This is a genomic window from Bacillus sp. 9.4, from assembly GCF_055486415.1.
The window spans coordinates 54,540-75,336 of the sequence record NZ_JBVFMU010000006.1; the positions used below are offsets into that span (position 1 = coordinate 54,540).

14 protein-coding genes and 1 pseudogene are annotated in these 20,797 nt (G+C 45.9%); 11 read left to right on the plus strand and 4 right to left on the minus strand.

What is annotated here, in order from left to right; genetic code table 11:
- Window positions 1-20: 20 nt before the first annotated feature.
- Window positions 21-1,016, plus strand: a complete 996-nt coding sequence (locus tag ACZ07B_RS19650; RefSeq protein WP_069837340.1) for a DUF3048 domain-containing protein — start codon at window positions 21-23, stop codon at window positions 1,014-1,016.
- Window positions 1,017-1,018: 2 nt separating this feature from the next.
- Window positions 1,019-1,333: a YerC/YecD family TrpR-related protein gene (locus ACZ07B_RS19655; RefSeq protein ID WP_003219429.1), complete on the plus strand. Its 315-nt coding sequence runs from the start codon at window positions 1,019-1,021 to the stop codon at window positions 1,331-1,333.
- Window positions 1,334-1,370: 37 nt separating this feature from the next.
- Here ACZ07B_RS19655 and ACZ07B_RS19660 read toward each other — a convergent pair whose 3' ends face one another.
- The gene (locus ACZ07B_RS19660; RefSeq protein ID WP_336805513.1) at window positions 1,371-2,948 is read right to left on the minus strand and encodes an FMN-binding glutamate synthase family protein; all 1,578 of its coding nucleotides are present in this window, start codon (window positions 2,946-2,948) and stop codon (window positions 1,371-1,373) included.
- Window positions 2,949-3,212: 264 nt separating this feature from the next.
- On the opposite strand from ACZ07B_RS19660, the gene pcrB reads away from it, so the two are divergent.
- The 5 genes from pcrB to ACZ07B_RS19685 all read left to right on the plus strand — a co-directional run bounded on the left by pcrB (window position 3,213) and on the right by ACZ07B_RS19685 (window position 10,588).
- Window positions 3,213-3,899 (plus strand): heptaprenylglyceryl phosphate synthase, encoded by a 687-nt coding sequence (pcrB, locus tag ACZ07B_RS19665; RefSeq protein WP_015715449.1) that lies wholly within the window; start codon window positions 3,213-3,215, stop codon window positions 3,897-3,899.
- A gap of 61 nt (window positions 3,900-3,960) precedes the next feature.
- The gene (gene pcrA / locus ACZ07B_RS19670) at window positions 3,961-6,180 is read left to right on the plus strand and encodes a DNA helicase PcrA (protein WP_101169924.1); all 2,220 of its coding nucleotides are present in this window, start codon (window positions 3,961-3,963) and stop codon (window positions 6,178-6,180) included.
- A gap of 23 nt (window positions 6,181-6,203) precedes the next feature.
- Window positions 6,204-8,210, plus strand: coding sequence for an NAD-dependent DNA ligase LigA (gene ligA / locus ACZ07B_RS19675; protein WP_024573222.1), 2,007 nt, complete (start codon window positions 6,204-6,206; stop codon window positions 8,208-8,210).
- Between the two features lie 15 nt (window positions 8,211-8,225).
- Window positions 8,226-9,416, plus strand: coding sequence for a CamS family sex pheromone protein (locus tag ACZ07B_RS19680; RefSeq protein ID WP_076458660.1), 1,191 nt, complete (start codon window positions 8,226-8,228; stop codon window positions 9,414-9,416).
- Between the two features lie 161 nt (window positions 9,417-9,577).
- The gene (locus ACZ07B_RS19685) at window positions 9,578-10,588 is read left to right on the plus strand and encodes a phosphotransferase enzyme family protein (protein ID WP_217020600.1); all 1,011 of its coding nucleotides are present in this window, start codon (window positions 9,578-9,580) and stop codon (window positions 10,586-10,588) included.
- Window positions 10,589-10,625: 37 nt separating this feature from the next.
- On the opposite strand, the gene ACZ07B_RS19690 is transcribed toward ACZ07B_RS19685, so the two are convergent.
- A complete protein-coding gene (locus ACZ07B_RS19690; protein ID WP_010886431.1) occupies window positions 10,626-11,324 on the minus strand; it encodes an MgtC/SapB family protein in 699 nt (232 codons plus the stop codon).
- Window positions 11,325-11,430: 106 nt separating this feature from the next.
- A complete protein-coding gene (opuE, locus tag ACZ07B_RS19695; protein ID WP_003242814.1) occupies window positions 11,431-12,909 on the minus strand; it encodes a proline transporter OpuE in 1,479 nt (492 codons plus the stop codon).
- 413 nt (window positions 12,910-13,322) lie between these two features.
- Between opuE and gatC the strand changes: the two genes are divergently transcribed.
- Genes gatC through gatB form a run of 3 tightly spaced genes read left to right on the plus strand, consistent with a single transcriptional unit; the run spans window position 13,323 to window position 16,530 of the window.
- Complete coding sequence (gatC, locus tag ACZ07B_RS19700; protein WP_003219442.1) at window positions 13,323-13,613, plus strand: Asp-tRNA(Asn)/Glu-tRNA(Gln) amidotransferase subunit GatC; 291 nt, start codon at window positions 13,323-13,325, stop codon at window positions 13,611-13,613.
- 15 nt (window positions 13,614-13,628) lie between these two features.
- Entirely contained in the window at window positions 13,629-15,086 is a 1,458-nt protein-coding gene (gene gatA, locus ACZ07B_RS19705) for an Asp-tRNA(Asn)/Glu-tRNA(Gln) amidotransferase subunit GatA (RefSeq protein WP_003242878.1), read from the plus strand.
- A gap of 13 nt (window positions 15,087-15,099) precedes the next feature.
- Complete coding sequence (gatB, locus tag ACZ07B_RS19710; protein WP_003219444.1) at window positions 15,100-16,530, plus strand: Asp-tRNA(Asn)/Glu-tRNA(Gln) amidotransferase subunit GatB; 1,431 nt, start codon at window positions 15,100-15,102, stop codon at window positions 16,528-16,530.
- Between the two features lie 14 nt (window positions 16,531-16,544).
- On the opposite strand, the pseudogene ACZ07B_RS19715 reads toward gatB, so the two are convergent.
- Window positions 16,545-17,415: pseudogene (locus ACZ07B_RS19715) on the minus strand (TetR/AcrR family transcriptional regulator).
- 131 nt (window positions 17,416-17,546) lie between these two features.
- On the opposite strand from ACZ07B_RS19715, the gene srfP reads away from it, so the two are divergent.
- Window positions 17,547-20,705 carry a surfactin resistance protein SrfP gene (gene srfP / locus ACZ07B_RS19720; RefSeq protein WP_217020604.1) on the plus strand — a complete coding sequence of 1,053 codons (3,159 nt, stop codon included), beginning with the start codon at window positions 17,547-17,549 and terminating at the stop codon, window positions 20,703-20,705.
- Window positions 20,706-20,797: the final 92 nt, after the last annotated feature.

Here is a 20,797-nt window from a genome sequence, read left to right on the forward strand (position 1 = left end):
AAAGAGCAGGGAGCCGACATATGAAAAAATGGATGACAGTTTGCGCGCTGTGTTTCGTGTTTTTTCTGCTGGTATCCTGCCAGCAGAAGGATGCTGTCCCGGATACTGCAAAGAAGCTGAAAGCTCCTTTAACGGGGCTAAAGACTGAACAGAAGGTGACTGAACGCCGGCCTGTTGCTGTTGTGGTGAACAATCACCCGAAGGCGAGGCCGCAGTCGGGTCTGTCTAAAGCCGACATTGTCATAGAAGCGCTAGCCGAAGGGCAAATCACAAGATTTCTGGCCATTTTCCAAAGCCAGATGCCTGAAACTGTCGGACCTGTGCGGAGCGCGCGGGAATATTTCGTCACTCTCAGCAATGGCTTTGACAGCATATTTGTCCATCACGGCTGGAGTCCCGGCGCCAAAGAGCAGCTGGAATCCGGAGCTGCCGATTATATGAACGGATTGGATTTTGACGGAAGCTTATTTTGGAGAGCTGATTTCAGCAAACCGCCCCACAATTCCTATACGTCTTATGATTACATAAAAAAGGCGGCGGAACAAAAGGGTTATAAGCTGAAGCAGGAAACAAATCCGCTGCTGTTTCAAACATCAGATGCAAAACCTGCAAATGAATCTTACAATGTTCGGGTAGATTATGGAACAAAAAACGTTACAAATCTTGTCGAATACAACTATGATAAAAAAGCTGAATCTTATACAAGAAGCTCTGATGGTGTCATAACGACAGACCGGGAAACCGGAAAGCCGGTTGCAATGCAAAATATTTTCATTGTTGAAGCCAGCCATCATATTATTGATCAAGATGGAAGGCGGGACATCGACTTGGAATCAGGGGGAAAAGGTCTGTTGTTTCAGCACGGAAACGTCATTGAAACAGACTGGAAACAAGTGAATGGCAGAATTGTGCCGGTAAAAGACGGCAAGTGGCTTCCGTTTGTGCCAGGAAAGACTTGGATCAATATCGTACCTGATCTTGATGCGGCTTCCATTAGTAAAGGAGAAGGTGTGTAACGATGCAAATCGATAAATTACGCGGCAAAGAGCTGGACCAGTTATTTAACTCGATCTTATCGCTGAAAGACCTGGAGGAATGTTACCGATTCTTCGATGATCTATGCACAATTAACGAAATTCAATCGCTGGCTCAGCGCCTTGAAGTGGCGCGCATGCTTCGCGAAGGAAACACGTATCATAAGATTGAAACAGAAACAGGCGCTTCCACGGCTACGATTTCCCGTGTGAAACGCTGCTTAAATTACGGAAATGACGCTTATGAAATGGCGCTTGACCGTGTGAAGGAGACGGAAACTGAGTCTTCTTCAAAATAACATAGAACCGCCCTGCCGTTCGGCAAGGGCGGTTTCTTTATGAAACAAATTGATGGATCAGGTTGTCGATATCGATGAGACTGCCATCCTCTTTCCGATAGACAACATGCTCCTTGGAAAAATGAATCGGCGAATTGATCCCTGCTGCGGCTGCAAGGTTAAACAGCCCCTCGCGCAGGGAAATAACGTAGTTGCAGACACGATGCTGTTTTTCCTCAACGCTCAACGCTTTTTGCAATTTCGGATCTGTCGTCGCCACACCTGCCGGACAGGTGTTGGTGTGGCAGACGAGAGCGCGGATGCAGCCAACGGAAAACATCATGCCGCGTGCGATGTTGACAAAGTCAGCGCCGAGGGCTAAGGCGACCGCGATTTTATCAGGAGTCAGGAGCTTTCCGGAAGCAAAGATTTTCAGCTGGCTGCGCAAGCCGTACTGTTTAAGAAGCGTGTCCACAATAGGCAGCGCTGTCATAATCGGAAGGCCGACTGTATCCGCGAGCTCGTAAAAGGAAGCTCCGGTACCGCCTTCACTTCCGTCGATCGTGATAAAATCCGGATGCTTTCCGCTTTTCTGCATATAAGAGAAAAGCTCATGCAATTCTTCAGGATGCCCTGCGACAAGTTTGATGCCGACTGGCTTTCGCCCGACATCTCTAAGTTTTTCAATAAAATCGAGCATTTCAGGAGGGTTTGAGAATTCATAAAAACGGTTCGGGCTGTCAATCGACTTTCCAGGTTCGACATTCCGAATGTCTGCCACTTCCTCTGATACTTTGGCGCCGTCCACATGGCCGCCGCGGGTTTTCGCTCCTTGTGCCAGCTTTAGCTCAAACGCTTTAATCTGGTCAATCCTGCTTTTTCTTTTAAATTCCTCCCATGAAAATTCCCCGTTTCTTTTGCGCACGCCGAATAGGCCCGGTCCGATTTGGCAAATGATATCGGCGCCGCCCTTTAAGTGATACTCAGACAATCCTCCTTCACCTGTATTCATCCAGGTTCCGCCTGCCTGATGGAGCCCTTTTGAGAGCGCCGTAACAGCCCGTTCTCCAAGAGAACCGTAGCTCATGGCAGACTGGCCGACTAAGCCCTTCACATAAAATGGCTTCTCGCATGTATGCTCGCCAATCACCTGTACATCATCAGGATGGAGAAAGTACGGGTCTGCCTTGATATGTTCGGCATGCTCCTTGCGTTTGAACAGATTGTCAGCATCCATTTTATAGATTTGGGTTTCAATTTTTGGCGTTTGATTTACATGCATTTCTTCCCTTTGTTTTGGAAACATAGCGTTACGGATATAATAGCCAGGTTTATCAAAATCTCTTACAGATCCAAAGCCCATCATTCTGCTTTTGTATTTGCCGGAGATGACGGTTTGCTCATATTCCTTTCGTGAAAAAGGCTGCTCCTCATTGTCATTGCTGTATAAATACTGCCTCAGCTCCGGCCCGATTTTTTCAAGGATATACCGAAACCTTCCGATGACGGGATAGTTGCGAAGAATTGAGTGCTCCTGCTGTTTTTCATCCTTTATGTAGATCCAGGCAAACAAGACGATCGGGATAGCGATGATCCCTATGATAAATGCGATGAGTGCTATTATGATGGTTTTCATCTCTCAGCCTCCCTTTTTATGTAACCATTTCCACAGTTGAACACTTTCCAAACAATAGCAGAAGGAATCTGGTGAAAAATGTGTTCTTTTGCCGATACAGGACTCAGCAAGCAGGTACTGCCATATGCTCTCTTTTTTTATGAAAAAAGAATCAAAACACCTTTTTCAGTGAATAACGAGATTAACGGCTTTTTCCGTTTTTCCGCGCTATGTGAATTTGTTATAATGTTTAAATGGTAACAAACGAATGGAGGAACGTATGACGTGTACGATGTAACGGAGTGGAAGCATGTCTTTAAACTCGATCCAAATAAAGATTTGCCTGACGAACAGCTGGAGATTCTTTGCGAATCAGGAACGGATGCGGTCATTATCGGAGGCAGTGATGGTGTAACAGAGGATAATGTCCTGCGGATGATGTCTAAGGTAAGACGGTTTTTGGTGCCGTGTGTCCTAGAGGTGTCAGCGATTGAAGCGATCGTTCCCGGCTTTGACTTATATTTTATTCCGAGTGTATTAAACAGCAAAAACGCGGATTGGATTGTCGGAATGCACCAGAAAGCCATGAAGGAATACGGAGAACTGATGTCTATGGAAGAAATCGTGGCGGAGGGCTACTGCATCGCAAATCCAGATTGCAAAGCCGCGGCACTGACTGAAGCGGACGCCGATCTGAATATGGATGATATTGTCGCCTATGCGCGTGTGTCGGAGCTGCTGCAACTGCCGATTTTTTATTTAGAATACAGCGGCATGATTGGAGACATAGAAGCTGTCAAGAAAACGAAGGCTGTATTGGAAACGTCAACCTTGTTTTACGGCGGCGGCATCAAGGATGCGGAAACGGCCAGACAGTATGCAGAGCATGCGGACGTGATCGTTGTAGGCAATGCGGTGTATGAAGATTTTGACAGGGCTTTGAAAACAGTAGCGGCTGTGAAAGGCGAGTAGTAAATTGTACGGATTTGGTTTATGATAGAACATATGTTTTGTATAGGCGGGTGAACAAATTTTGAATTATATTAGCAATCAATTACTAAGCGGTTTAAACCCCGTTCAGCAGGAAGCTGTCAAAACAACGGACGGGCCTCTTTTGCTGATGGCGGGAGCGGGAAGCGGAAAGACGCGTGTCCTGACCCATAGAATTGCTTATTTAATGGCAGAAAAGCATGTGGCGCCGTGGAACATTCTGGCGATTACATTTACAAATAAAGCGGCACGCGAAATGAAAGAACGTGTGGAAAGCATCCTTGGACCCGGCGCGGACGATATCTGGATTTCCACATTCCACAGCATGTGCGTGCGGATCTTGCGCAGAGATATCGACCGGATCGGGATCAACCGAAATTTCTCCATTCTTGATACGGCGGACCAGCTTTCAGTGATCAAGGGGATTTTGAAGGAGCGCAATCTTGATCCGAAGAAGTTTGACCCGAGAAGCATCCTCGGCACGATCAGCAGTGCAAAAAACGAATTGACCGAACCGGAGGAATTCTCTAAAGTTGCTGGCGGCTACTACGATCAGGTGGTCAGCGATGTATATGCTGATTATCAGAAGAAGCTATTGAAAAACCAGTCGCTCGATTTTGACGATTTGATTATGACGACGATTAAATTGTTTGACCGAGTGCCGGAAGTGCTTGAATTTTATCAGCGCAAATTCCAGTACATTCACGTTGATGAGTATCAGGATACGAACAGGGCGCAATACATGCTCGTTAAGCAGCTTGCCGAGCGTTTCCAGAACCTTTGCGTTGTGGGGGATTCTGATCAGTCAATCTACAGATGGCGCGGCGCGGATATCACCAACATCCTTTCATTTGAAAAAGATTATCCGAATGCAAGCGTGATTTTGCTAGAACAAAACTATCGTTCAACGAAACGGATTTTGCGCGCGGCAAACGAGGTCATTAAAAACAACTCTAACCGCAAACCGAAAAATTTGTGGACGGAAAACGATGAAGGCATCAAAATTTCCTATTATCGCGGTGATAATGAATTCGGTGAAGGGCAGTTTGTGGCCGGTAAAATTCATCAGCTTCACAGCTCAGGCAAGCGGAAGCTGTCTGATATCGCCATTTTATACCGGACAAACGCGCAGTCCCGTGTGATTGAGGAAACGCTTCTCAAAGCGGGCTTGAACTATAACATTGTCGGCGGCACAAAGTTCTATGACAGAAAAGAAATTAAAGACATTCTTGCGTACCTGCGCCTCGTATCTAATCCGGATGACGATATTAGTTTCACGCGCATTGTCAATGTGCCGAAGCGCGGAGTCGGCGCGACATCACTTGAAAAAATCGCTTCGTATGCGGCCATAAACGGCTTGTCATTTTTCCAAGCGATTCAGCAGGTTGATTTTATCGGCGTCAGTGCCAAAGCGGCAAACGCGCTTGACAGCTTTAGACAGATGATTGAAAACCTGACCAATATGCAGGATTACTTATCCATTACAGAGCTGACAGAAGAAATTCTTGATAAGACCGAGTACAGAGAAATGCTGAAGGCTGAGAAATCGATCGAAGCCCAAAGCCGTTTAGAAAACATCGACGAGTTCCTGTCTGTTACGAAAAACTTTGAACAGAAAAGTGAAGACAAGACACTCGTTGCGTTCCTGACAGACTTGGCGCTGATCGCAGATATTGATCAGCTCGATCAGAAGGAGGAAGAATCAGGCGGCAAGGATGCGATCACCCTGATGACACTGCACGCCGCGAAAGGACTGGAGTTCCCGGTTGTTTTCTTGATGGGGCTTGAAGAAGGCGTCTTCCCGCATAGCCGTTCTCTCATGGAGGAAGCGGAAATGGAAGAAGAACGCCGCCTTGCGTACGTTGGGATTACAAGGGCGGAACAGGAGCTTTATCTGACCAATGCCAAAATGCGCACCTTGTTTGGCCGGACAAATATGAACCCGGAATCTCGCTTCATTGCTGAAATACCGGATGATTTATTGGAAAACCTAAATGAGAAAAAAGAAACGAGAGCGTCGTCTGCGAGAAAAATGCAGCCGAGACGCGGCCCTGTTTCACGCCCGGTATCCTACGCCAGCAAAACAGGCGGCGACACCTTGAACTGGGCAGTCGGAGATAAGGCGGGCCATAAAAAATGGGGAACAGGAACTGTCGTCAGCGTGAAAGGCGAAGGAGAAGGGACAGAGCTTGATATTGCCTTCCCGAGCCCTGTCGGCGTGAAACGCCTGTTAGCAGCATTTGCTCCTATTGAAAAGCAGTAATTGAAGAGGAAAGGAAGAAGCAGATGGACAAAGAAACAGCGAAGCAGCGGGCAGAAGAACTGCGCCGCACCATCAACAAGTATAGCTATGAATATTACACCTTAGATGAACCGAGCGTCCCAGATGCCGAATACGACAGATTGATGCAGGAGCTGATTGCGATCGAGGATGAGCACCCAGACCTCAGAACGCCTGACTCTCCTACGCAGCGCGTCGGCGGAGCCGTGCTTGAAGCGTTTCAGAAAGTCACCCACGGCACACCGATGCTCAGTCTGGGCAACGCCTTTAATGCTGATGATCTTCGTGATTTCGACCGCCGTGTGCGCCAAGCCGTCGGCGACGATGTGGCGTATAATGTGGAGCTGAAAATAGACGGTCTTGCTGTTTCTCTCCGTTATGAAGACGGCTATTTTGTCAGAGGGGCCACAAGAGGTGACGGAACGACGGGAGAGGATATTACGGAGAATCTGAAGACGATCCGCAATATCCCCCTTAAAATGAACCGTGAGCTGTCAATCGAAGTGCGCGGCGAGGCGTATATGCCGAAGCGTTCGTTTGAAGCTCTTAATGAGGAACGAATTAAAAATGAGGAAGAACCGTTCGCCAATCCGCGAAATGCCGCGGCGGGATCTCTCAGGCAGCTTGATCCGAAAATTGCAGCGAAACGAAACCTCGATATCTTCGTCTACAGTATAGCGGAGCTTGACGAGATGGGTGTTGAAACGCAAAGCCAGGGGCTTGATTTTCTCGACGAACTCGGATTTAAAACGAATCAGGAACGAAAAAAATGCGGCAGCATAGAAGAAGTCATAGTGCTGGTCGATGAGTTTCAGGCGAAGCGCGCTGACCTGCCGTATGAAATAGACGGCATTGTCATTAAAGTCGATTCTCTCGATCAACAGGAGGAGCTCGGTTTTACGGCGAAAAGCCCGCGCTGGGCCATCGCGTATAAGTTTCCTGCTGAAGAGGTCGTGACGAAGCTTCTCGATATCGAATTAAATGTCGGCAGAACGGGTGTGATCACACCGACCGCGATTCTTGAGCCGGTAAAAGTTGCCGGCACAACGGTCTCAAGAGCATCCCTTCATAACGAAGATTTAATTAAAGAGAAGGACATTCGGATTTTGGATAAGGTTGTCGTCAAAAAAGCGGGCGATATCATCCCGGAAGTTGTGAATGTCCTCGTTGAACAGCGCACAGGAGAAGAAAAGGAATTCAGCATGCCGACGGAATGTCCTGAATGCGGCAGTGAGCTCGTCCGGATCGAAGGAGAAGTGGCGCTTCGCTGCATTAACCCTGAATGTCCGGCGCAAATCCGGGAAGGGCTGATCCATTTCGTTTCCCGCAATGCCATGAACATTGATGGGCTCGGCGAACGAGTGATCACACAGCTGTTTGAGGAAAACCTTGTCCGCAATGTGGCAGATTTATATAAGCTGACGAAGGAACGAGTCATCCAGCTCGAGCGCATGGGCGAAAAGTCCACTGAAAACCTGATCAGCTCCATCCAAAAATCAAAAGAAAATTCGTTAGAGCGCCTGCTGTTTGGGCTTGGCATCCGTTTTATCGGATCAAAGGCCGCAAAGACGCTTGCCATGCATTTTGAAAGCTTGGAGAACCTGAAAAAAGCCTCTAAAGAGGAACTTCTCGCGGTAGATGAAATCGGTGAAAAAATGGCTGATGCTGTGATCACCTATTTTCATAAAGAAGAAATGCTTGAACTCTTGAATGAACTTCAGGAGCTGGGCGTAAACACGCTCTACAAAGGCCCGAAAAAAGTAAAAGCAGAGGACAGCGACTCTTACTTTGCCGGTAAAACAATTGTTCTGACAGGAAAGCTGGAAGAGCTGTCAAGAAACGAAGCCAAAGCGCAAATCGAAGCGCTGGGCGGAAAGCTGACTGGAAGCGTCAGCAAAAACACAGACTTAGTCATCGCCGGAGAAGCGGCGGGAAGCAAGCTGACAAAAGCACAAGAGCTGAACATTGAAGTGTGGAATGAAGAACAGTTAATGGGAGAGCTAAAGAAATAAGAGGAGTGTTTTCTATTGAAAAAGACGTTGGCATTGGCGGCAACGGCGGCAGTATTAATGCTGTCTGCCTGCTCGTCAGGTTTCGGGGGGGAGAAGGAGGAAGAGATTACGCAAAAGACGGCGAAATCGTCAGAAAAAGCGATTGTCCCGAAATATAATATCTCTGACTCCTATTACAAAATGGTGCTGCCGTTTAAGGCAGGCAAAGCGCGCGGCTTAACAACGGAACAGCTGAACACTAGGCTGGACATTGACGAGTTTGAAACAGGGCTGATGCGTCTTGCCCAAGATTCTTTCTCGACTGACGATTATCTGTTCCAAGAAGGACAATATTTAGATGAGGATACAGTATTAAGCTGGCTGGCACGGAAAAAAACGGGCTCTGATTTGAAAAAAGCCGAAAAAGAAGATAAAAACTTCAAAAATGAAGGCTTGAATCCAGCGCTCCCGAGCTCTGGTTCAACAGAAGAAAAGAACGAAAGCAGCCCGATTTATTTAGCATCCATGCTTGAGCACGATTATTTAGTCAGAAAAGACAAGAATTCTATCCAGCTTGGCGGCGTCATGATCGGACTGGCGTTAAACTCCGTGTATTACTATCGTGAAAAAACTGGCGACCCGCAAAAAGAAGTGGAGATTAAGGACAGCACACTTCGTCAGCAGGGAGAAAAAATCGCACAGGAGGTTATTAACCGCCTCCGTAAAAAAGATAACTTGAAGAATGTGCCGATTACCGTCGCGCTCTACAAGCAGGCGTCAAAAACATCGATTGTGCCGGGGAACTTCATCGCCAAAACAGAGGTCAAAGCAGGCTCTACTGATATCTCAAATTGGGATGACATCAATGAAAAATATGTATTCTATCCGGCGGATACAACCACAGCAGAAAAGTACCCGGATGACACCGAGGTCTTTAAGCGGTTCAAAAATTCAATTGAAGAATATTTCCCGAACTATACAGGCGTTGTCGGTACAGCGCTGTATGATAATGATGAAATGAAGAAAATGAAGATTGACATACCAATGCAATTCTACGGAAAAAGTGAAGTTGTCGCGTTTACCCAGTTCTTAACGGGTGAAGTGATGGACTACTACTCTAAGAGCTCAGTTGATGTCGAAGTCAATATCACGTCCTCAGACGGACAGGAAGCGGTCATTATCCGCAATGCCGGAGATAAAGAGCCGACTGTTCACATTTATGACTGATAGAAACCCCTTGTGCCATATTGGCACAAGGGGTTTTATGTTACAATTAACAGGAAAAGGGAAAATATTTCCGCTTCTGCCGAAACACAAATCAAGGGGAGGTATGTTGATGCTGGAAATCGTGTGAAAACAATCATTATCAAATCTATAGCAATGAAAGGATGTTAGACATGCATAAAGATATCAAAAAAATATTTGAGGAAGAGCAGGTTTTGGCAGAAGCTGCAGCGAAATACGGTTTCTCAAAAGATCAGGTGCGTTTTCTGGCTGATGCGGAAAACTATGTATATGAATGTATGAAAGACAATCAACCTTATATTTTAAAGATTACCCATACGATTCGGAGATCTTCTGATTATATAATGGGAGAGATGGAATGGCTCCGTCACCTTGCAATAGGGGGAATTTCAGTAGCCAAACCGCTCCCGTCGCTGAACGGAAAAGATGTAGAAGCAGTGCCGGACGGAAACGGCGGGTCATTTTTATTGAGAGTGTATGAGAAAGCGCCGGGGCAAAAAGTGGATGAATCGGACTGGAATGAAACGCTATTTTATGAGCTTGGCAGATACACAGGCAGCATGCACAGCCTGACAAAAAGCTACAAATTGAGCAATCCCGCTTTCAAAAGACAGGAATGGGATGAAGAGGAGCAATTAAAGCTGAGAAAATATGTGCCTGAAGATCAGATAAAGGTGTTTCAGCAAGCCGATTCTTTGATGAATGAACTGCGGAGGCTCCCGAAAAGCCAGGACAGCTACGGCTTGGTGCATGCGGATCTGCACCATGGCAATTTTAACTGGGATCATGGCAAAATCACGGCATTTGATTTTGATGATATCGGCTACAACTGGTTTGTTAACGATATTAGCATTCTTCTCTACAATGTCCTGTGGTATCCTGTTGTGCCATATGATGATAAAGCTGCGTTTACAGAAGAATTTATGACGCATTTTATGAAAGGGTACTGGGAGGAAAATGAGCTTGACCCTACATGGCTGATGATAATACCTGATTTCCTCCGCCTTCGCCATATGCTGATTTACGGATTGCTGCATCAGATGTTTGACCTTAACACAATAGGAGAAGAGGAAAAAGAAATGCTGGCCGGTTTCAGAAGAGATATAGAGAATGGCACGCCGATTACAGCATTTGATTTTTCAGCACTGGTGTAGATAGAAAAAGCCAATGGGATTCCAGTCCCATTGGCTTTTATAATGTATCACACTTCACGCCGACTACGCCTTCAATGGCTTTAATGTCATAGTAGACGTCGGTCGTGTATCTGTTTTTATGGACGCGGACCTTCACTTCCATAATTGGAAAATCCTTTTCGCCTAGGTCGTCGATCCGAACGGAGTGTGCTTTGATATCTCTTCTTTTCATTTCTTTTAAAATCTCTGTCATTTTGTCTTTATCAGAAAGTGACATTCTGATGCGGATGTCTTTTTCCTGCAGGCGGTCGGGGCCGATTTTTCTGACCACCCATGGGAGAAATTCCACGCTGATCAGGATGAACAGAAGACTGGCAAACGCTTCTTTATAAAAACCGGCTCCCGTAGCCAGCCCGAGCCCCGCTGCCCCCCAGATCATGGCCGATGTCGTCAGGCCGGAAATGACATCATTGCTTTTTCGCAGGATGACACCGGCTCCGATAAACCCGACGCCGGAGATGATTTGTGCCGGCAGACGAAGCGGATCCATCATGATGCGGTAGTATTTAGGGAAATGATATGCCGCATTAATACTGACGATCGTCAGCATGCATGAGCTGACTGCGATGACAATACAGGTTTTTAATCCGAGCGGCTTATTTTTTAATTCGCGTTCAAGCCCGATGACCATGCCAATCAATGTGGCAATGCCCAATTTCAATAAAATATCAGGATCAATGTACCAGCTCAACAGCAACTTCCCCCTTCTCTATGGTGTTTTTTAAATAAATATGATTTTCTCACAGTATTTATAGCAAAACAAGAGCACAAAAGCCACCAAGCTGCGCTTGATGGCTTATTGCTTACTTTTTGCGTTTTAACAGCTTTTCCATGACACCGAATAATCGGTAAGAGGCTTTTGCAGGACGTTTTGTGATCATGCTGACAATGATGCCGGCAATCATACTGAGAATAAACCCAGGAATAATTTCGTACACACCGGTTGATTTTGCCAGGCCGGTTGTAATCCAGATCAACACGGTCGCAGCCCCGACAATCATGGCAGCAAGCGCGCCCCATTCGTTCATTCGCTTCCAATACAGACTGAGCAGAATCGCAGGTCCGAAAGCTGAACCGAAGCCGGCCCAAGCGTATCCGACCAAATCAAGAATGGTGCTGTTCGGGTTCAATGATAAGAGTACCGCGATAACGGCAATGACTAAGACGGACAAACGCCCGATCATGACCAATTCTTTATCGGAAGCTTTTCGTCTGAAAAATGACCGGTATAAATCCTCTGTTACAGCACTTGCTGTGACTAAGAGCTGTGAGGAAATCGAACTCATGATGGCAGCCAAAATAGCTGACAATAAGAACCCTGTAATTAATGGGTGGAACAAGATTTTAGAGAAGATAATGAAAATCATCTCCGGATCTTTTACAGCAACTCCGAATTTATGGGCGTATGCAACACCGATTAAACCCGTCAGCACGGAACCTAGAACTGTAATGATCATCCAGCTCATGCCGATTCGGCGTGCAGGTTTTAAATCTTTAATGTCTTTAATGGCCATAAATCGGACGATGATATGAGGCTGGCCGTAGTAGCCCAATCCCCAGGCTAAATAGGAAATAATGCTAATGACGCTCGCGCCTTTAAAAATATCCAATAAATGTGGATTAACAGCGTCGATTTCATGGAAAGTCGGAGCAACGCCGCCCACATGGGTAAAAGCAACGATCGGCACAAGCACTAGTGCTGCAAACATGATCGCACCCTGCACGAAGTCAGTCAGACTGACAGCAAGGAAACCGCCAAACAGTGTGTATAACACGACAACTGCAGTGGTCAGAAACAAGCCTAATTTGTAATCCGCCCCAAAAGCAGATTCAAACAGCCGTCCGCCAGATACCATACCGGAAGAGGTATACAATGTGAAAAAGATCATGATGATCAATGCAGATACGATTTTCAGCAGTGATGAAGAATGCTGGAATCGTTTATCAAAGAAATCAGGAATCGTAATCGCATCATCCGCCGCTTCCGTATAAGCACGCAGCCTTGGAGCCAGCAGCAAGTAATTTGAGTACGCCCCGATTGTAAGACCTAAAGCAAGCCATAAGGTGGACAGCCCTGTCGCAAACATCGCGCCGGGAACACCCATCAGCATCCATCCGCTCATATCGGCCGCGCCGGCAGACAAAGCAGTAACGAATGGTCCGAGGCCTCTTCCTCCAAGCATGTAATCATTGATGTCAGTGGTTTTCTTGAATGCATACCAGCCGATTAACAGCATGGCAATAAAGTAAATTCCTAAAGATATAATAATTTCAATACTCACGTTTTACCCTCTCTTCATTTCTAATAATGTTGCATCACCTCTCAAATTGATGGTGCCAGTTAAGCAGCCTGGCGTAAGTGCAAAACAAAAGAAATTCTTTTGCGGGTGCACTTGGTAACTTAACCTAACAAAGTATTCCCAGCCATTCAAGCGATGAAACCTTGATCATGAGCGAGAAATACCGTTGCAAACCTAGAAGGGAATAAAGAATAAAACGCTTTCAAAAAATAATTAAAGTAAAAATATTCAGAAAAATATTTCGTTTCTCCTTCGCCTCATTTTAGTATAAAATATATAGGGTATTGTTTCGAAAACACAGGCCTGTCTTAAGGCGTTTTGTTGCTTTAAAGGGCTTGTTTTTGATATGATCAGTATTATATGACTTAACGGAGAAATATGTGGAGGTGGATCATATGTCACGAATTTCAATAGAAGAAGTAAAGCACGTTGCGCACCTTGCAAGACTTGCGATTACTGAAGAAGAAGCAAAAATGTTCACTGAACAGCTCGACAGTATCATTTCATTTGCCGAGGAGCTTAATGAGGTTAACACAGACAATGTGGAGCCTACAACTCACGTGCTGAAAATGAAAAATGTCATGAGAGAAGATGAAGCGGGTAAAGGTCTTCCGGTTGAGGATGTCATGAAAAATGCGCCTGACCATAAAGACGGCTATATTCGTGTGCCATCAATTCTGGACTAAAGGAGGGACACAAGAATGTCATTATTTGATCATAAAATCACAGAATTAAAACAGCTCATACATAAAAAAGAGATTAAGATTTCTGACCTGGTTGACGAATCTTATAAACGCATCCAAGCGGTTGATGATAAGGTACAAGCCTTTTTGGCATTAGATGAAGAAAGAGCGCGCGCATACGCGAAGGAGCTTGATGAGGCGGTTGACGGCCGTTCTGAGCACGGTCTTCTTTTCGGTATGCCGATCGGCGTAAAAGATAATATCGTAACAAAAGGGCTGCGCACAACATGCTCCAGCAAAATTCTCGAAAACTTTGATCCGATCTATGACGCTACTGTCGTTCAGCGCCTTCAAGACGCTGAAGCGGTCACAATCGGAAAACTGAACATGGACGAATTCGCCATGGGGTCATCTACCGAAAACTCTGCTTACAAGCTGACGAAAAACCCTTGGAATCTGGATACAGTTCCCGGCGGTTCAAGCGGCGGATCTGCGGCTGCGGTTGCTGCGGGAGAAGTTCCGTTTTCTCTTGGATCTGACACAGGCGGCTCCATCCGTCAGCCGGCATCTTTCTGCGGCGTTGTCGGATTAAAACCTACATACGGACGTGTATCTCGTTACGGCTTGGTCGCATTTGCGTCTTCATTAGACCAAATCGGGCCGATTACACGTACGGTTGAGGATAACGCGTTTTTACTTCAAGCGATTTCCGGCGTAGACAAAATGGACTCCACGAGTGCAAATGTGGACGTGCCTGATTTTCTTTCTTCATTAACTGGAGACATCAAAGGACTGAAAATCGCCGTTCCGAAAGAATACCTTGGTGAAGGTGTCGGCAAAGAAGCGAGAGAATCTGTCCTAGCAGCGCTGAAAGTCCTTGAAGGTCTCGGCGCTACATGGGAAGAAGTGTCTCTTCCGCACAGTAAATACGCGCTTGCGACATATTACCTGCTGTCATCTTCTGAAGCGTCAGCGAACCTTGCACGCTTTGACGGCATCCGCTACGGCTACCGCACAGACAACGCGGATAACCTGATCGACCTTTACAAGCAAACACGCGCTGAAGGTTTTGGAAATGAAGTCAAACGCCGCATCATGCTCGGAACGTTTGCTTTAAGCTCAGGCTACTACGATGCGTACTACAAAAAAGCGCAAAAAGTGCGTACGTTGATTAAGAAGGATTTCGAGGACGTATTTGAAAAATATGATGTTATTGTTGGACCGACTACACCGACACCTGCGTTTAAAATCGGTGAAAACACGAAGGATCCGCTCACAATGTACGCAAACGATATCTTAACGATTCCGGTCAACCTTGCCGGCGTACCGGGAATCAGCGTGCCATGCGGATTAGCAGACGGACTTCCGCTCGGCCTGCAAATCATCGGAAAACACTTTGATGAAAGCACTGTATACCGCGTTGCTCATGCATTTGAACAAGCGACAGACCATCATAAAGCAAAACCTGAACTGTAAGGGGTGAAAAGAATTGAACTTTGAAACGGTAATCGGACTTGAAGTCCACGTTGAGTTAAAAACAAAATCAAAAATTTTCTCAAGCTCTCCAACGCCATTCGGCGCGGAGGCGAATACGCAGACAAGCGTTATTGACCTCGGATATCCGGGCGTCCTGCCTGTTCTGAACAAAGAAGCCGTTGAATTCGCAATGAAAGCCGCTATGGCGCTCAACTGTGAGATCGCAACGGATACGAAGTTTGACCGCAAAAACTATTTCTATCCTGACAACCCGAAAGCGTATCAGATTTCTCAATTTGATAAGCCAATCGGCGAAAACGGCTGGATCGAAATTGAAGTCGGCGGAAAAACAAAACGCATCGGCATCACGCGCCTTCACCTTGAAGAAGATGCCGGAAAACTGACACACACAGGCGACGGCTATTCTCTTGTTGACTTCAACCGCCAAGGAACGCCGCTTGTTGAGATCGTATCAGAGCCGGATATCCGCACGCCGGAAGAAGCGTACGCGTATCTTGAAAAGCTGAAATCCATCATCCAATATACAGGCGTTTCCGACTGTAAAATGGAAGAAGGCTCACTTCGCTGTGACGCCAATATCTCTCTTCGTCCGATCGGCCAAGAGGAATTCGGCACAAAAACAGAATTGAAAAACTTGAACTCCTTTGCGTTTGTTCAAAAAGGCCTTGAGCATGAAGAAAAACGCCAGGAGCAGGTTCTTCTTTCCGGCGGCGTCATCCAGCAGGAAACTCGCCGTTATGATGAAGCAACGAAGAAAACCATTCTTATGCGTGTCAAAGAGGGATCTGACGACTACCGTTACTTCCCAGAGCCGGATCTAGTCGAGCTCTACATTGATGATGAATGGAAGGAACGCGTAAAAGCAAGCATTCCTGAGCTTCCGGATGAGCGCCGCAAGCGTTATATCGAAGAGCTTGGCTTGCCTGCATATGACGCGATGGTTCTGACGCTGACAAAAGAAATGGCTGATTTCTTCGAAGAAACCGTTCAAAAAGGCGCTGAAGCTAAACAAGCGTCTAACTGGCTGATGGGTGAAGTGTCAGCTTACCTAAACGCAGAACAAAAAGAGCTTGCCGATGTTGCCCTGACACCTGAAGGCCTTGCCGGCATGATCAAATTGATTGAAAAAGGAACCATTTCTTCTAAGATCGCGAAGAAAGTGTTTAAAGAGTTGATTGAAAAAGGCGGCGACGCAGAGAAGATTGTGAAAGAGAAAGGCCTTGTTCAGATTTCTGACGAAGGCGTGCTTCTGAAGCTTGTCACTGAGGCGCTTGACAACAATCCTCAATCAATCGAAGACTTTAAAAACGGAAAAGACCGCGCGATCGGCTTCCTAGTCGGACAGATTATGAAAGCGTCCAAAGGACAAGCCAACCCGCCGATGGTCAACAAAATTCTGCTTGAAGAAATTAAAAAACGCTAATAAAAAAGCAGCCCTTAGAGGCTGCTTTTTTTATGGTCAAATTGAGATAAAGACAGAGATGAGAGCACGAAGCCTTTCAACTTCTTTGTCGTTGGTTCCGGTCAAATTGGACAGCATGCCTTTAATAATCGGTTTGCGCGGTTTATCCTGAGTCAATTCTTCCTCGATAACATCAAGTGACACGGTGATATCCTCGGGCAGCGTGCTGTTTTCTTTCACTTTCTGAATGTCCTCAAGCAACTGGTCTTTCTCCGCAGGCATCGGGTTGAAAATGTCTTTTGACACAATCGGATTGAGTGCAGAACGGCTCAGTCCCTGTACAAGATCATCCAGTCTCTCGATGATAAAGGCTGAGATTTCTTCTGCACCGATATTAAGCTCACAATTAAATACCATCACATTCATATAGGAATGCACGATGCCTCTTGCCATGATGGACAGATCTGCGATGTACTGCTCGATTCCTTTTCCATAAGACGACAGCAAGGCGTTCCGGTACAGCTTATCCGTCTCCATGGTTACTTTGTAAAAATATTGCTTGATTTCTTGATTTTCCGGAATGATATTTTCGGTAAGCAAAAGTACGATAAAATCTTTATGATCACGAAAATCCTCAAATTGAGCGCCAATTTGTTTTTTCAAAACTTCTTTAGGCGGCTTTCCAGCAAGATCTTCTTCTATATTTTTCATTTTGTTCATAGACATACCGATATAATATTCACAGGCAGATAACAGCAGCGCTTCTTTCGATTTGAAGTGCAAATAAAAAGCGCCCTTCGAAATGCCGCATTCACTGGCGATTTCTTGGATCGTCGTAGCTGCGAATCCTTTTTTCGCAAATAAACGAATGCTGGTTTTTATAATTCTCTCTTTTTTTTCATTCATGACGTGCTTCCCCTTAATCCTTGAAAAATTTAGTAAAATTTTCTGGTATATGAGTTGACGTTGTTGCGTTATAACGTTTAGTATTATATAGAATGACCAGTCAGTCAATAAAAAATGTAATGGAGGATATGATGAATCACGTTATTAATTTCGTTCTGAAAAACAAATTCGCCGTATGGCTGATGACGATTATTGTAACGGCAGCCGGCTTGTATGCGGGTATGAATATGAAGCAAGAGTCTATTCCTGACGTGAACATGCCTTACTTGACGATCAGCACGACATATCCGGGTGCGACACCAAGCCAAGTGGCTGATGAAGTGACCAAACCGGTTGAACAAGCCGTGCAGAACTTGGACGGTGTCAGTGTTGTGACTTCGACGTCCTATGAAAACGCATCGTCGGTCATGATTGAATATGATTATGAGAAAGATATGGACAAAGCGAAAACAGAAGCAGCTGAAGCGTTAGAAAACGTCAACCTGCCTGATGACGCGAAGGATCCGGAGATTTCACGCTACAGCTTGAATTCATTCCCGATTCTGACGCTGAGTGTGTCCAGTGATAAAGATAACCTGCAAGAGCTAACGAAACAAGTGGAGCACAGCCTCGTTTCTAAGCTTGAAGGCATAGAAGGCGTTGCGTCAGTCCAAGTATCAGGCCAGCAGGTGGAAGAGGTTGAATTCTCTTTCAAAGAAGACAAACTGAAGGAATACGGCCTTGATGAAGATACAGTCAAGCAAGTGATTCAAGGTTCAGATGTGACAACTCCGCTTGGATTGTACACATTCGGAAATGAAGAAAAATCTGTCGTCGTCAGCGGCGATATTGAAACAATTAAAGATTTGAAGAATATGAGAATCCCGACGGCATCTGCTTCAAGTGCAGGAAGCAGCGCAGCATCTCAAGCGGGTGCGCAGAGTGCTCAAGCAGCTCAAAGCGCGCAAGCGGCAGCACAGGCGCAGCAAAGCGCAAGCACAGCAGTGCCGACGGTCAAGCTTTCTGACATTGCTACAATTAAAGATGTGAAAAAAGCTGAATCCGTTTCACGCACAAATGGCAAAGACAGCATCGGCATCAACATCGTCAAAGCAAACGATGCGAATACGGTAGAGGTTGCCGACGATGTCAAAGCTGAGCTGAAGAAGTTCAAAGAAGACCATAAAGGCTTCAATTACAGCGCAACTCTCGACATGGCGGAGCCGATCACACAGTCAGTTGACACGATGTTAAGCAAAGCCATTTTCGGTGCTATTTTTGCGATTGTGATTATTCTCTTATTCTTAAGAGATATCAAATCAACATTAATTTCGGTAATTTCAATTCCATTATCATTGCTGATCGCACTCCTTGTGCTGCAGCAGCTTGATATCACATTGAATATTATGACGCTCGGCGCAATGACCGTTGCCATCGGGCGTGTAGTCGATGACTCAATCGTTGTGATCGAGAACATTTATCGCCGAATGAGACTCAAAGACGAGCCGCTCCGCGGAAAAGCTTTGGTTCGTGAAGCGACGAAGGAAATGTTTAAACCGATCATGTCATCAACGATTGTGACAATTGCGGTATTCCTGCCGCTCGCACTTGTAGGCGGACAAATCGGTGAGTTGTTTATTCCGTTTGCCTTAACAATTGTTTTTGCGCTTGCCGCATCCCTGGTGATTTCAATCACGCTTGTGCCGATGCTCGCACACAGCCTGTTCAAAAAATCATTAACGGGCGCGCCGATTAAAGCGAAAGAACACAAACCTGGCAGACTTGCAAACATCTATAAAAAAGTATTGAACTGGGCGCTGAGCCACAAATGGATCACGTCTATCATCGCTGTTCTGATGCTCCTTGGAAGCTTGTTCCTCGTACCGTTAATCGGTGCCAGCTACCTGCCGTCCGAGGAAGAAAAAACGATGCAGCTCACATACAGCCCAGAACCGGGTGAAACGAAAAAAGAAGCCGAAAATGAAGCTGAAAAAGCGGAAAAAATCCTGCTTGACCGCAAGCATGTCGATACGGTTCAGTATTCATTAGGCTCTGGCAGCCCGCTTGCCGGAGGAGATTCTAACGGTGCGTTATTCTATATCAAATATGAAAGCGACACACCTGACTTTGATAAAGAAAAAGATAACGTTCTGAAGGAAATCCAAAAGCAATCTGACCGCGGAGAATGGAAGTCACAGGACTTCAGCTCTTCAGGCAATAACAACGAATTAACATACTATGTGTATGGCGATTCTGAAAACGATATTAAAGACACGGTCAAAGACATTGAAAAAATCATGAAAGATGAAAAGGATCTGAAAAACGTAAACTCAGGCCTTTCCAGCACATATGATGAGTACACATTTGTCGCTGACCAAGAAAAACTAAGCAAACTCGGTTTAACCGCGTCTCAAATTTCTCAGGCCTTAATGTCACAAACATCGCAAGAACCGCTCACCACAGTGAAAAAAGACGGCAAAGAGCTTGATGTGAACATTAAGACAGAAAAAGACGAGTATAAGAGTGTGAAAGATTTAGAGAATAAAAAGATCACTTCAGCGACTGGCCAGGAAGTCAAAATCGGCGATGTGGCAAAAGTGAAAGAAGGATCAACATCAGATACCGTGTCAAAACGTGACGGAAAAGTCTATGCGGATGTCACAGGTGAGGTTACATCTGACAACGTCACAGCCGTATCAGCTGCTATCCAGAAGAAAATCGATAAGCTTGACCATCCTGATAACGTATCGATTGACACAGGCGGCGTATCAGCGGATATCGCTGATTCCTTCACGAAGCTCGGTTTAGCGATGCTGGCAGCAATAGCAATCGTTTACCTTGTGCTCGTGATTACCTTCGGCGGAGCGCTAGCGCCATTTGCGATTCTGTTCTCATTGCCGTTCACAGTCATCGGTGCCCTGGTCGGACTTTACGTATCTGGTGAAACGATCAGTCTGAACGCAATGATCGGTATGCTCATGCTGATCGGTATCGTTGTCACGAATGCCATTGTCTTAATTGACCGCGTGATTCATAAGGAAGCGGAAGGCCTGTCTACGAGAGAAGCGCTCCTGGAAGCCGGCTCTACACGACTCCGTCCGATCCTGATGACAGCCATTGCGACAATCGGCGCCTTGATTCCATTAGCACTCGGCTTCGAAGGCGGAAGCCAAGTCATTTCAAAAGGACTCGGCGTCACGGTTATCGGCGGTTTAATCAGTTCAACACTTCTGACACTCCTGATCGTGCCAATCGTATATGAAGTATTGGCGAAGTTCCGCAAGAAAAAACCGGGAACAGAAGAAGAGTAAAAAACAAAAAGCCTCAGCTCTGCTGGGGCTTTTGTGCGTTTTCATCTGTAAGATTATGTACATTTTGTTGCGATTTTTTTAACTCATAGTAT

Excerpts from the sequence above, each read along its gene's own strand:
- ACZ07B_RS19650 (WP_069837340.1), top strand. The coding sequence starts at position 21 with ATGAAAAAATGGATGACAGTTTGCGCGCTGTGTTTCGTGTTTTTTCTG.
- ACZ07B_RS19655 (WP_003219429.1), top strand. The coding sequence starts at position 1,019 with ATGCAAATCGATAAATTACGCGGCAAAGAGCTGGACCAGTTATTTAAC.
- ACZ07B_RS19660 (WP_336805513.1), bottom strand. The coding sequence starts at position 2,948 with ATGAAAACCATCATAATAGCACTCATCGCATTTATCATAGGGATCATC.
- ligA (WP_024573222.1), top strand. The coding sequence starts at position 6,204 with ATGGACAAAGAAACAGCGAAGCAGCGGGCAGAAGAACTGCGCCGCACC.
- ACZ07B_RS19685 (WP_217020600.1), top strand. The coding sequence starts at position 9,578 with ATGTTAGACATGCATAAAGATATCAAAAAAATATTTGAGGAAGAGCAG.
- gatC (WP_003219442.1), top strand. The coding sequence starts at position 13,323 with ATGTCACGAATTTCAATAGAAGAAGTAAAGCACGTTGCGCACCTTGCA.
- gatA (WP_003242878.1), top strand. The coding sequence starts at position 13,629 with ATGTCATTATTTGATCATAAAATCACAGAATTAAAACAGCTCATACAT.
- srfP (WP_217020604.1), top strand. The coding sequence starts at position 17,547 with ATGAATCACGTTATTAATTTCGTTCTGAAAAACAAATTCGCCGTATGG.